The organism is Lactobacillus sp. WILCCON 0059, assembly GCF_057197985.1.
Genome location: NZ_JBUBHN010000001.1, coordinates 1,109,587 through 1,122,395 on the forward strand (window position 1 = coordinate 1,109,587; position 12,809 = coordinate 1,122,395).

The following is a 12,809-nucleotide window of genomic DNA, read 5'->3' on the forward strand; positions in this document are numbered from 1 at the left end:
GCAAAATTACATCCCTTCCGCCTGCTCCTGCATCACTTGGCAGAAGGCGAGGACTAGGGGATCTGCTTCATCTTTCCGGCAAACCAGGCCATAGTCCAACGGGGCAGGGAAGTTCAACTTTACCGCCTTGATCTCATCGGCTTTTTCAATCGCCACAAAACTTGGCATCACGGTGATCCCTAAGCCAGCCTTGACCATCAGGCTGACGATCTCAACGTCGTTAACGTAGCTTATGTCCAGGTCATCAACATTTTTCCGAATCGTCTCTTGCAGCTTGAGCTGCTCTGGCGGACACCAGTTGTTGTCCATCAGTAATATCTTTTCTCCTGACAAATCATCAAGGTTAAGTTCCTCTCTGTCACTTAAATGATGGTCTGCAGGTACGAGTGACACAAAGTGTCCACTAAAAAGCTGGTAGTAGTTCACCTCAACCTGATCAGCGATATCGTCGTGAGTCGTAAAAATCACATCACTGTCGTGGTTGAGCAAGTGGTGCTTTAGCAGGTTATGATCAAATCCTTCCAGAAAGATCTTGCAGTCTGGGCATTCCCGGTGAAAAGCTTTGATCATCCCCGGCAGAATTGCCTGCTCCAGCGGGGTATCCGTAATACCAATCGTTAAGTTGCTCTGCTCGCGGTTATAAGAATTTCTCGTCCGCTGCAGGGCCTTGTTGTAGCTGTTGACCAGGCTCTTACTGTCCTCATAAAATATTTTTCCGTTTTTGGTCAGCTGCACTTCCCGGTGGTTGCGGTAAAAAAGGGTGACGCCTACTTCGTCTTCCACCCGCTGAATGATCCGGCTGACCGCTGGCTGGGAGAGGTGCAGGTTTTCCGCGGTCTTTGAGTAGTTCAGGCTCTCCGCCAAATTGATAAAAACTTCCAGCTGTCTCAAGTCCATTTCTGTCTCCTTATGCATTTCCGGTATAACCGATACCGACTTGATATTTCTCAACTCAATTATTGCATGATAAATTAATAGTTGAAAGCGGTACAGTTGATAAAAAGGAGAAAAAATAATGACTAAGATCTATGACAATGTTGATCAATTAGACGTTGATGCATCTGCTGCATATACTGTTGAAACGGACGTCCTAGTTGTGGGCGCGGGCAATGCAGGGATGGAAGCCGCCGCTGCCGCTAAAGAAGCTGGCGCCAACACCATCTTGATTGAAAAGGAAAAGACTATTAACCTGATGCGGGTTGGTTTGGCCGGTGTTGACTCCCGGGCGCAAAAAGCCGCCGGTGTGACCATCAACAAGCAAGAACTGGTTGAAAGCCTGGCAGCTTTTGCTCAGCACAACGTGGACCAGCGCCTTTTGGAAACCTGGGCTGACAACAGCGGTGCAACCTTGGACTGGCTGGAAGAAAAGGTCCTCAAGCCACATGGTGCCCACCTTAGAGCTGAAGCTGATGCCATGGTGACCAATAAGGCCTACCAGGCTTTCCCAACCGAAAACGATCCGACTTTTGACGACCAAAGTTTTACCTCATATGGTGACTGGTTCCTGGAATACCAAGAAGAACATGGGGTAGACCTCCGCTTTGAAACTATCTTGGTCAACTTGATCAAAGAAGCTGGCCGGGTAACTGGAGCATTGGTGAAGGACTTGGTAAAGGACGAATACTACCAAATTAAAGCAAAGAAGGGCGTTATCCTGACAACCGGCGGCTACTCAGCCAACGTTGACCTACTTAAGGAATGGAATCCACTGTCTTTGAAGAAGAACGTCTACAATGATTCACCTCGCTCAAACGGGGCAGGGATTACTTCAGCCTTGAACGTCGGCGCTATCCGCGATGAAGAACCAGCTGAAACGATTTTTGACCGCGGCTTGGTACCAGTTGGCAAAAAGACGGAAGACATGTACTACCAAACCGCGACTTACGACCACTGGCTCTGGATCGGTTCATACCCATTCCTTAAGGTTAACCTGCGCGGTGAACGCTTCGCTAACGAATCTGTTCCTTATCAATTCATCGTCAACGCCGCCGCTAAGGAACCTGGTTACCTGTACGCCATGATTTGGGACGATGATTACGCTGAAACTCTGGAAAAAGTCCACATGCTAGGCTGCGCCCGCTACGGTTTCCCAGGCTATATGAAGGATAAGGAAGCTTTTATCGCTGACACTGAACAACATGTCAAGGATGGTCTGGTCGTAAAGGCTGATACTTTGGAAGAATTAGCTGAGAAATTAAATCTGCCAGCTGACAAGCTGAAAGAAGCTGTTGCTAACAACAACCAAGCCGTAATCGACCACCAAGACAAAGAATTTGGCAAGGAGGCTTACCGGATTACGCCAATCAAGAAGAAGCCTTACTATGGCTGCATCCTGGGTGGCCGCATCCTCTGTACTTTTGACGGACTCAGAATCAACACTAAGATGGAAGTTTTAGATGAAAAGCATGACCCAATTCCAGGCTTGTATGCGGCAGGTAACGATGCCGGTGGCTTCTTTTGGGGCAGCTACAATGACCGGGTTCCGGGCTTGGCTGCCAGCCACGCGCACACCTTTGGCCGCCTGGCTGGTCAATTTGCTGCTGGATTGAAAGCAGATGAACCAAAGAAGTCCGAAGATCAAAAAGCGCACGTTGATGCGGCTAGCGGGGCAAGCCACATCTAATAAGCTAATTCAAACAGTTCTATAAATGCTACCCAAGCTGCATCTATCATTTTGATGGATGCAGCTTTTTGGTCTGCTCTATACGGGCAGGCCTATTTTTTCCGCCAGATGGTATAATGAAAGCGAGGTGAAACTGATGAAATATGAAGCCGCGATTTTTGACATGGACGGCACTATCTTAGACACGAGCGCTGACTTAACAAGCGCATTGAACTATACATTTGAAAAGACTGGCCACCGGCATAACTTTACGGTTGAAGACATCAAGAATTTCTTTGGCAGCGGGGTTGTGGTGGCGGTCACCCGGGCCCTGGCCTATGAAGCTGGCAGCAGCCGGGAGAGCCTGGTTGCCTTTGGGACCAAGGATGAGCAGATCCCGGAAGCCGTTACCCAAGCAGAGGTTAACCGGGTCCTGGAAGTTTTCAAGCCTTATTACGCTGATCACTGCCAGATAAAGACTGGTCCCTTCCCAGGCATTTTGGATTTGATGAAAAATCTCCGCCAAAAGGGAGTCAAGCTGGCTGTTGTCTCCAACAAGCCAAATGAAGCCGTTCAAGTCCTGGTCGAAGAACTTTTCCCTGGCAGCTTTGACTTTGCCCTGGGTGAAAGAAGCGGGATCCGCCGCAAGCCGGCTCCGGACATGACTGCGGAATGCGTCAAGGTCTTGGGGGTGCCAAGAGACAAGTGCGTCTACATTGGCGACTCTGAAATCGATATCCAGACTGCACAGAATTCTGAAATGGATGAAATCGCGGTAAATTGGGGCTTTAGAAGCGTGCCATTTTTGCAAAAGCATGGGGCAACTGTGATCGTAAATTCGGCTGAAGAGCTAGAAGAAGCAATTTTAGGTGAATAAGATGGAAATCAAGTTTGAAGGGGACCAAAAGCGTGCCGCGGTTTATGACGACGGCAAGCTGATTGGCCAATGTGTTTATGAAGACAAAGGTGATCACTGGATCATCACGACGACTAAGGTAGACTCAGCTTATGGCGGACAAGGCCTGGGCCGGAAGCTGGTTGATACCGTTGTTGCTGCCGCCCGGGAAAAAGGCGTCAGACTGCGGGCAACCTGCTCATACGCGGCTAAGGTGTTGACCAAGCCAGGATACGAGGATTTGCATTAAGCAAGATAAAAGCATCCCTTCTGCAGATTTTTAGGGGAAGGGATGCAAGTATTACTGCACGAAAAAAGACTGCCAAAGGCAGTCTTTTTATTTGCTTACAGATATTTTTGTGCGTCAAGGGCAGCGTTTCTGCCGGAGTAGAAGGCGTAGCCGGCGCAGGTACCAGGCATGTTCGGGCCGTAAGTGTCGCCGGTCAGGCCGCTAGCGTCGTTGCCGGCCGCGTAAAGGCCAGGGATAACCTTGCCCTTTTCGTCTTCAACTTCATTGTTGACGTTGACCTTTAAACCGCCCATGGTGCAGAAGGCGCCGATGTTCAGCTTGAAGGCGTAGAATGGGCCTTTTTCGACAGCAACCAGGTAGTCAGCATCCTTGCCGAAGTCCTCGTCTTCACCGTTAGCGGCAAAGCCGTTGTAGCGGGCGATAGTTTCAGTCAATTGTCCCTTTGGCAGGCCGGTCTTTTCAGCCAGTTCTTCAATCGTGTCTGCCTTGAAGATGAATGGCTTCTTGTCAGCTACAGCTTGGTCAATTTCGTCAGCCAGCTTGTCCATCTTTTGTCCGCGTTCAACGTAAACGCCCAGACCCATGTAGTTGCCGTCCTTAGCCATCTTTTCAATCACGCCGGTGTCCAAAATGCTGTAGACTTCATTTTGGGTGTAGAGAGCATTGCCAGCGTAGCTGAAGTTGTAGATGACGGATTCGTCGACGAAACGTTCACCATCTTCGTTGACCCAGAGAAGAGGCTGCTGGCCGGCAGCGACGTTCATCTGGCTGGACATCATCTTGAAGTAAGGCTGGTCTGGGTCATCCAAGTAGCCGCCAAAGAGCATGGCCATGCCAGTGCCGTACTTGCGGCCCCCGACGCTCCAGCCAAGGCGAAGGCCGTCACCAGTACCCTTGCCGCTTGAAACAGGGATCATCCGGCTCAAGTCATAGTCGGTTTCCTCAGCCATCATTTCCTTGTTGTTGAGGTAGCCGCCAGCTGCCAAAACGACAACCTTGGCTGTAACGTCTTCAGTAGTGCCATCAGCTTCGTTTCTTAAGGTGATGGTCTTGCTGCCGTCTTCGTTCAGCTTCAAGGCAACAGCCGCGGTGGAGGTTAAAAGTTCCCCGCCCAGCTTGAGGAATTTCGGTTCCAGGGCTTTGTGGATGGCGCCATAGCCGAAGCCTTCATAGATGTGCCAAGTTGCTTCACCGGCACCCATTGCTTGAACCCGTTCAAAAACAACGCCTTCGTCAGCCAGCCATTGAACGTTTTCCGCGCTGGCGTCAACGTACTTGCGCCAGATTCTGGAGTCAGCCTTGTACTTGGAATATTCGACTTCTTCCTTCAAAACGTCAGTACCAGAGACTTCGATCCCTTTTTCCTTTTGCAGATAGGAGCCAACGGCGAAGATCCCTTCGCTGTAGTTGGCGCTGCCACCAGTAGTGCGGCCCTTTTCCAATAAGAGGACGCTGGCGCCGTTTTCCTGGGCGGTCAAGGCAGCGGCTTGGCCTGCCGCGCCCGAACCAACTACTACTACATCATACTTGTCTTTAGCTGCAATCGTCATGATTTTCTCCTTACAAAACTTGCTTGCTATTACTTACACTTGAAACTATATAGGCTTTTAGGGTAGATTAATAGAGAGCAAACGCTTGCACAGGCGAAGCGGATAGTTCGGGTGAATTTTTGAAAAGGTGAGACGATGGATTTTGAAAAGCTGAAGATGTTCTGCAAGGTAGTTGAAGCGGGCAGCTTCCAGAAGGCAGCAGAGAGCGATTATGTTTCGCAAAGAGCGGTATCGCAGATGATGAAGAAGCTGGAAGATGAGCTGGGGTTGAAACTCTTTGACCGGGAGAAGAACAAGATTTTTGTCACTCCGGTTGGTAGGGACTTTTACATATATGTCAGAAACATGCTGCAGAAGTTTAGCGTGAACGTTAATGCTTTGCGCTACGAGTCAACGACCAAGCAGCGGCTGATCTGCGGCTATTTTTCGCCATTTGACGGGGCTTTGCTGAGGGAGAAGTTGTATGACTTTTTAGATGAAAAAGTGCAGCTGAGCATAGTGCATGAAAGTATCGACCACTTGCTGAGCGATATTGCCAATGGCCTGGTGGATCTGGCGACGGTGCTTGATTACGGGGATCCGGGCCTAGTGATTACTGAGCCAGATTTAGCCAGCGCGGACGTGTATGAAAATGAGATGATCATGGGCGTCAGCGATTTGAACCCGTTAAGCAAGTTAGAGGAATTTCCCCTTACGGAGATTGGCAGCCTGCCGGTTCTGTACTACATGCCGGAGGAGAACTCGCATTATCTGCGGCAGGCTTTTTTGTCGACTCTGCCAGAGGAGTATCAGGCCAGCTGCGCGCACATTTCCAATATTGAACAGATGCAGATGCTGGTGTCTTTGAACAAGGCGGTGGCTTTTTATCCTAAGGGATTGTATGAGTATGTGCTGACGGATCGGGAGCATATAAGTTATTTACCATTGGCGGGGATGCAGGAGAGGAGCCGGTACAGGATCAAAGTCATCTATAATCGGCATAGCGACAAGCTTTCAATGATTAAGAAGCTGCTGGCCTTCTTTTAGTAATCGTGAGGAAAAAGCTATTTGACAAAAAGGGCTTTCAAGTAAAGAATTAAAGTGTGTGATTATCTAATAACATGTGGGAGGATAAAACCGTGGACAAGAAGCTGAAAGCTATTAGCAAGGTTTCAGTTGCATTAGCTCTTTTAGGTGCCGCGGCACCAGCTGTTGGAACTGCTCCAACCGCTCTGGCGGCCAAGAAGGCGACTAAGAAGAGTACAAAGAAAAAGGCAAAAAAAGTTAAGAAGAAGGCAGTAAAGAAGACAAACGCGCAAAAATACGCGCCAAAGGCTAAGAGCGTAACTGTCAAGGCAGGCAGCAAGCTGTCAGCCAAGAGCGTCATCACTAATGCCAGCAAGCTGCCGGCTAAGAGCAAGTATACTTTTTCACCAGCACCTAACTTGAAGAAGGCTGGTACTTACACGGTTAGCGTGATCGTGACTTATCCTGACAAGTCTAAAGACAAGGTCAAGAATGTCAAGATTAAGATAACCGCGAAGAAGGCGGCATATAATCCAGCTAAGGCTACTTATGAAAAGTACAAGAAGCAAGCTGCAGAGCTGGGTTCATTAGAAGCCGCGCAAAACGATCTGAGCCAAAAGAAGGCGCGTTTAGATAATGCAAACCAGGCCTACACAGATGCTGTAGATAGATACAATTACAAGGTTGCAGCCGCTAAAGCCAGCTATGATGAAGCTTCACGGGTTTATGAAGCAGCCGGCTATGACTTTGTCATGAGCAAGGCAACGCCTAACTTTTACCAAGATTCTAAAACTGGCATGGCAAATGTTGCTGCATTGTCAGGCTACGTTAATGGACTGGATGATTCAGTCAAGAGCTTCCTGTCCACGAGCAATTTGAAGAAAGATGTTACTTTGATCAAGGAGCTTAACAGTCTCCGCGCATCAGATAATAATTTTTCTAATCATAATGCCTTAGGGATCGACTATGACCTCATGATCTACGCAAGCATCTCTGGTTTTATCTCAGATAGCACGAAGAATCATACATATTTTAGGAATGCTCCTACGAAAGTATATGCTTCCCGTGCTGAGAATTTGGCTTGGGGCTACAGTGATCCATTAACTGGCTGGTATACTGAAGAAAAGGCGATTTATGATGCTCACGGCAGTGGTGTGACTGGCCACTATACGAACTGCATGGGCGATTATGAGTATGTTGGTTTGGTTCTTGATCAAAGTACGGAGACAAGCGCGGCAGATTTTGGCAGAGAAAAGATTTTAACTAGCGAATCGGGGACGCAAGTGAGCGTTGATGAGTTTGAAACTGCGCTTAACGGTTATGTTGCGTCTTACGAGCCGCCTATGAATACGGCAAAGGCATCTTATGAACAAACCCAAGCTGATAAGTCTGAGATCAATGCTGCGCAAGAAAATGCGAACAGCAGTAAAGCAGCATATGACGAAGCTAACGCTAAGGTGAAAGAAATCAAGAAAGTCAATCAGCAATTGGAAAAGACTTATACGGCTTACCAGAAGTCTTTGAAAGCCGCACACAAGAAGAAATAATAGTGGTGTAATGAGTTTGGCAAATTAGTTAAGCTTGTTAAAGTATGATCCGATATCTATTCGGGATCATACTTTTTTCTTTTTCTAGATATTTGCTAATTTGGCTATAATTGGCGCTGGGACAAGCATTAAGACTAATAAAATCACTCTGCATACAATAGATGATTTTTTGTAAAAAACTAATTTGACAAATACAGCATTTAGGACAAAAAGTGAGGTGTGTAATGATCTAATAATATGTGAGAGAACAAAATTATACAGTTTTCAAGTTTCTTTTTAACTAATGCTTCTGCATTACCTAAGGGTACTGTATATACTTCCATGGTTCTTTGGGAACTACAGATACATTCGATCCAGGGAAGTATGAAACCTCTTTGACTGTCAACTTCCCAGACGGTAGTCGCTACGACACCGACAACTTCATCGTTAACGTGAAATAATCCCAATAATTCAGTCCACTTTCGGACTGGATTATTTTTGTCTCACAAATCCCAGCGTGCTACATTCCTACTCCAAATCGGGTAAAATAGCCTTAGATACAATTTCGTTTTTTACAAAAAGGGGAGCTTGACCATGCAAAAATCAGCAATCACTAAACTCAAGAAAATCGGCCTGTCAGAGGAGTCGATAGATTTCCTTCTCCAGTTCTATACCGGCGCGGTTAATGCATACGGGATCATCTCCCTTGAAGACCTGTACGGCTTGTACAAAGACATCAAAAGGCAGAACCATGACTACCCGGAAATCACATTTGACCAATTCCTCACTTTCGGCGAAGTCACAGGCAGTAAATTGCTTGAACATTACGCTATTTTTAGTCCAGAAATCATAAACAAGTACTGCAATGATTCCGGCATCCCTTTAACCAGCCCACTATTGGTTCATGAAAGTGTCGCCTGGAAAGAAGACAGTATTCATGAAATCTGGTATCTCTACATGAACCTCTGCGAATACAGCAGCAAGTTCTACTTGACTCCTAATGACCTCCGCGACTTTGCTGAGCACAAGGAAACAGCCGACGACCGGGCATTTCAAAAAGTTCTGGCAGAGCTGAAGGCTTTTGGCAAACCGCTTGATGAAGTGGAAAGCCAGATCTATCCAAACGACACTGGCCTAAACGAAATCACTAAGTTAGTAACCTATGCCTACCAAACCAGCCCAGGCAATTTAGAAGCAGCTTCTGAAGAATTTGAAAATCTCTCCTTATTTTACCGGCTTGACTATGGCAAGCACACTTTCAAGGAAATCTGCACGCTGATGAAGAGGGCACTTTATGACCTCCCTTGCTGGGGACTTGGCGGCTACACATATGGGGAGATGATGGGGATCCCAAAGGAAGACATCACAGAGAATGATTTTTACGACGATTCTTTCTATAAAGATGATGACAACCTTTTTGAATTTGATGAAGACGACGACTCAGCTGATTCCGGTCAGCAACTTGGCCAGTTGCTGTTGGACCTAGCCAGTGATACCCACCCACACGCCAAAATGCGCAAAAAAGCCAGCTACCCTAAGCGTCTGCTCGATAAGACTATGAAGAAGCGGTATGCGGATGCTGGCTTTGACGAAGAAAAGCTGGACTTCTTGCACAAATTCTTCCAAGCTGCTGTCAACCTCTACGGTGTAATCGAACTCGTTGACCTTGCTCAAATCTACGAAGATATTAAGGGTAAAAATCATTACCCTGACATCAGCGACGATGAATTTATCGCATTTGCTGAACTGGTTCGCCGGGAAAAAGTGCCTTACTATGTTTTTGAACAGCATGAGCTTTTTAAAAACGGGATCGACTCCGAATTTGAACGGATACTTGTGAATGAAGACCTGCTGGGTCCAGATGGCCTAAAATCACTAGAAGGCGTCTACAATGTCTACTTCAGCGAGTACGCGAATGTATACTGGGAACCGGAAGATATGTTGGCTTATTCCGGTCACCAGCAGGAGAAAGAAGAGCTGGACATGCTGGCTTACTTTACCCAATTAGGGAGCAGGGATGCCAAGATTGTCAGCCTGGAAAGCAAAAATTTGGCCAGAAAGATCGTTGACCACTTCCTCTGGACGAGCAAGGGCGGACTTGAAGATGCTGACCCAATTCCTAAAGAGGAGTTCCTCCAGCTGCTAGCTAATGGCGGCAAGCCACTTAACAAAGAGGTTGAAAATAAGATCCTCGACCTGATCCATAACTATGACAAGAACCGGCATCTTTATGTTCTCAAGGGTTGGACAACAGATGAGTGGAATTCCAATCCAGACATCCAAGGTGATCAAATCCAAAAAATTAAGGCCATGCAGATTCTTCTGGACATGATCAAAAAGCACAAAGATCACGAATAAACCTAATCCAGTCCATTCCCGGACTGGATTATTTTTGTCCCACAAATCCCAACGTGCCACATTCCCACGCCAAATCGTGTAGAATATCTTTAGACCTAGCAACGATTTTTTAAAAAAAGGGGAAGATTGACCATGCGAAAATCAGTAATCAATAAACTCAAGAAAACCGGCCTGTCAGAGGAGTCGATGGATTTCCTTCTCCAGTTCTATGCTGGCGCAATTAATGCATACGGGATCATCTCCCTTGAGGATTTGTACGGCTTGTACAAAGACATCAAAAAGCAGAACCAGGCCTACCCAGAAATCACATTTGACCAATTCGTCAGCTTCGGCGAAATCACAGAAACTAACATGGATGTTGATTTCTATCTTTTTAGTGCAGAAGCTATTAACAAGTATTGCAATGATTCCGGCATCCCCTTAACCAGCCCGCTTTTGGTTCATGAACAAATTGCTTGGAAAGAAAATAGCCTTCAGGGTATCTGGTACGTCTACATGAATCTCTGCGAATTCAGTAGCAAGTTCTACCTAACTCCTAACGACCTCCGCGACTTTGCCAAACATGAAGAAACTGAAGATGAGAAAGCTTTAAAAAAGGCTTTGTCAGAATTGAAGTCTTCAGGAATGCCCCTTAATAAGGCGCCTAGCCAAATTCGTTTTGGTGACACTGCTTTATATGAGATAATTGCCTTTATACAATACGCCTACCAAACAAGTCAAGGAGATTTGAATGCTGCTGCTGAAGAATTAGATGAACTCTCCAATACTTATCATTTCGACTATGGCAAGCACACTTTTGCAGAAATCTGCACCTTGATGGATCGGGCACTATATGACCTTCCTTGTTGGGGGATGGGCGGTTACACTTATGGACAGATGATGGGGATCCCAAAGGAAGAGATCAGTAAAATTGATTTCTCCGTAGACGATGATGATTTGGATGATTTGGATGACGATTCATTCAGCTTCTTAGATCAAGTGCATGATCTTGATAATAAGGAATACATACTCAGCAATTTGCTAATGGACCTAATTAGCAATGATCAGCCGGTAGATAAGACCGTTAAAAAAGTCAGCTATCCTAAGCGCTTGCTCGATAAAACCATGAAGAAGCGCTATGCTGATGCTGGCTTTGATAGCGAAAAGCTGGATTTTCTACATAAATTATTCCAGTCAGCCGCCAATTTATATGGTGTAATTACGATCGACAGCATCAAGCAGATTTATCAAGAACTAAAGGATAAAAACTCTTACCCAACTATCAAAAAGGAAGAACTTACTAAGTTTGCTGAACTTGTTCGGAGAGAGGACGTGCCTTACTACGTTTTTGAACAGCATGACCTTTTCCGCAACCGGGAAAATTCTCCTTTGGACCGAGTACTCGTCAACGCCGACGTATTAGGTCCGAAAGGCTTGCATTCACTAGAAGGAATCTACAATATCTACTATAGTGAATATGCAAAATATTACTGGTTGCCAAAGGATATCTTGACTTTTACAGACCAGCAGCAAGTACAAGAAGAATTAGATTTGCTGGCTTACTTTACTCAATTAGGCAGCAAGGACGAAAAAATTGTTAGTCTCGAAAGCAAGGAACTTGCCAAAAAGATCGTTAACAATATTATCTGGACTTGCAAGTGCGGCTTACAATCGGTTGATCCGATTCCAAGTAAAGAGTGGAATCAACTACTGACCAATGGTGGTAAGGAGGTTAGCCCAGATGTTGAAGATAAGATAGTTGATTTGATAAGCAACTATGACCAAAACCGGCACTATTATACGCTCAAGGGATGGACAAGTGACGAATGGAAAGCGAACTCTGATGCTATGGGTTACCAGGCATACAAGGAAGAAATGCTTGACATGGTCTTGAATAAATTGAAAAATCACAAAGATCCAGAATAACCTGAATCCAGTCCACTTTTGGGCTGGATTTTTATTTTACTAACTTTTTGTAAGAAAAGCCTTGACTTACTTTTGCTAACCGTGTATTCTTATAATTAACAACTTACAAAAAGAAAGTAAACGAGGTAAAAACAATGAAGGTAACAATTTTTGGCAAGGGCAACATGGGGCAGGCAATCGGCAAGAACTTTGAACTGGCCGGCAATCAAGTTGAATACTTTGGCAATGGCGACAAGGCAGAAAATCTTGGCGACCTGGTAATCATGGCTGTGCCATTCGGCGCTTTGGAAAGCATTGCCAGTCAATACAAGGACGAGCTGAAGGGCAAGATCGTCATCGACATCAGCAATCCGCTTAACTTTGATACTTGGGACGAGTTGGTCGTGCCAGCTGACTCATCCGCGGCACAATTGCTCCAGTCCTGGCTGCCGGAATCTAAGGTAGTCAAGGGCTTCAACACGACTTTTGCCGCAACTCTGCAAAGCGGAAAAATTGGCGACCTGCCAACCACGGTTCTCCTGGCCAGCGATGACCAAGAAGCAAAGGCAGCCATCAAGGAAGCATTAGCTGGCAGTCCCTTGCGGGTCTTTGACGCCGGCGCCTTGAAGCGGGCTAGAGAACTGGAAGCAACTGGTTTCCTGCAAATGACCCTGGCAGCCAGCGAACAAATCGGCTGGACCGGCGGCTTCGGCATCGTTGAATAAGCAGCAAAAAAGAG

The 12,809-nt window shown here is 46.3% G+C and carries 10 protein-coding genes; 8 read left to right on the forward strand and 2 right to left on the reverse strand.

Going from position 1 to position 12,809, the window contains the following annotated elements:
- Positions 1–6: 6 nt before the first annotated feature.
- Entirely contained in the window at positions 7–897 is an 891-nt protein-coding gene (locus ACYVUT_RS05305) for a LysR family transcriptional regulator (RefSeq protein WP_484501606.1), read from the reverse strand.
- A gap of 118 nt (positions 898–1,015) precedes the next feature.
- Here ACYVUT_RS05305 and ACYVUT_RS05310 point away from each other — a divergent pair, with 118 nt between their 5' ends.
- The 3 genes from ACYVUT_RS05310 to ACYVUT_RS05320 all read left to right on the forward strand — a co-directional run bounded on the left by ACYVUT_RS05310 (position 1,016) and on the right by ACYVUT_RS05320 (position 3,747).
- The gene (locus ACYVUT_RS05310) at positions 1,016–2,623 is read left to right on the forward strand and encodes an FAD-dependent oxidoreductase (protein ID WP_484501607.1); all 1,608 of its coding nucleotides are present in this window, start codon (positions 1,016–1,018) and stop codon (positions 2,621–2,623) included.
- A gap of 136 nt (positions 2,624–2,759) precedes the next feature.
- Complete coding sequence (locus tag ACYVUT_RS05315) at positions 2,760–3,479, forward strand: HAD family hydrolase (protein WP_484501608.1); 720 nt, start codon at positions 2,760–2,762, stop codon at positions 3,477–3,479.
- Between the two features lies 1 nt (position 3,480).
- Positions 3,481–3,747 (forward strand): GNAT family N-acetyltransferase, encoded by a 267-nt coding sequence (locus ACYVUT_RS05320; protein WP_439776249.1) that lies wholly within the window; start codon positions 3,481–3,483, stop codon positions 3,745–3,747.
- Between the two features lie 95 nt (positions 3,748–3,842).
- On the opposite strand, the gene vprA is transcribed toward ACYVUT_RS05320, so the two are convergent.
- Positions 3,843–5,297, reverse strand: a complete 1,455-nt coding sequence (vprA, locus tag ACYVUT_RS05325) for a vinyl phenol reductase (protein WP_484501609.1) — start codon at positions 5,295–5,297, stop codon at positions 3,843–3,845.
- Positions 5,298–5,432: 135 nt separating this feature from the next.
- Between vprA and ACYVUT_RS05330 the strand changes: the two genes are divergently transcribed.
- The 5 genes from ACYVUT_RS05330 (at position 5,433) to ACYVUT_RS05350 (ending at position 12,795) form a co-directional block, all read left to right on the forward strand.
- The gene (locus tag ACYVUT_RS05330; RefSeq protein ID WP_484501610.1) at positions 5,433–6,323 is read left to right on the forward strand and encodes a LysR family transcriptional regulator; all 891 of its coding nucleotides are present in this window, start codon (positions 5,433–5,435) and stop codon (positions 6,321–6,323) included.
- Between the two features lie 92 nt (positions 6,324–6,415).
- On the forward strand, positions 6,416–7,849 hold the full coding sequence (locus ACYVUT_RS05335) for a Rib/alpha-like domain-containing protein (RefSeq protein WP_484501611.1): 1,434 nt from the start codon (positions 6,416–6,418) through the stop codon (positions 7,847–7,849).
- 573 nt (positions 7,850–8,422) lie between these two features.
- On the forward strand, positions 8,423–10,186 hold the full coding sequence (locus ACYVUT_RS05340; protein WP_484501612.1) for a hypothetical protein: 1,764 nt from the start codon (positions 8,423–8,425) through the stop codon (positions 10,184–10,186).
- 132 nt (positions 10,187–10,318) lie between these two features.
- Entirely contained in the window at positions 10,319–12,091 is a 1,773-nt protein-coding gene (locus ACYVUT_RS05345) for a hypothetical protein (protein ID WP_484501613.1), read from the forward strand.
- A gap of 134 nt (positions 12,092–12,225) precedes the next feature.
- On the forward strand, positions 12,226–12,795 hold the full coding sequence (locus tag ACYVUT_RS05350; RefSeq protein WP_484500187.1) for an NADPH-dependent F420 reductase: 570 nt from the start codon (positions 12,226–12,228) through the stop codon (positions 12,793–12,795).
- The last annotated feature ends 14 nt before the right edge of the window (positions 12,796–12,809 follow it).

Bases quoted from the DNA above. Each gene is read 5' to 3' on its own strand.
- ACYVUT_RS05345 (WP_484501613.1), top strand. From the start codon at position 10,319: ATGCGAAAATCAGTAATCAATAAACTCAAGAAAACCGGCCTGTCAGAG.
- ACYVUT_RS05350 (WP_484500187.1), top strand. From the start codon at position 12,226: ATGAAGGTAACAATTTTTGGCAAGGGCAACATGGGGCAGGCAATCGGC.
- ACYVUT_RS05340 (WP_484501612.1), top strand. From the start codon at position 8,423: ATGCAAAAATCAGCAATCACTAAACTCAAGAAAATCGGCCTGTCAGAG.
- ACYVUT_RS05330 (WP_484501610.1), top strand. From the start codon at position 5,433: ATGGATTTTGAAAAGCTGAAGATGTTCTGCAAGGTAGTTGAAGCGGGC.
- vprA (WP_484501609.1), bottom strand. From the start codon at position 5,297: ATGACGATTGCAGCTAAAGACAAGTATGATGTAGTAGTAGTTGGTTCG.
- ACYVUT_RS05305 (WP_484501606.1), bottom strand. From the start codon at position 897: ATGGACTTGAGACAGCTGGAAGTTTTTATCAATTTGGCGGAGAGCCTG.
- ACYVUT_RS05315 (WP_484501608.1), top strand. From the start codon at position 2,760: ATGAAATATGAAGCCGCGATTTTTGACATGGACGGCACTATCTTAGAC.
- ACYVUT_RS05320 (WP_439776249.1), top strand. From the start codon at position 3,481: ATGGAAATCAAGTTTGAAGGGGACCAAAAGCGTGCCGCGGTTTATGAC.
- ACYVUT_RS05310 (WP_484501607.1), top strand. From the start codon at position 1,016: ATGACTAAGATCTATGACAATGTTGATCAATTAGACGTTGATGCATCT.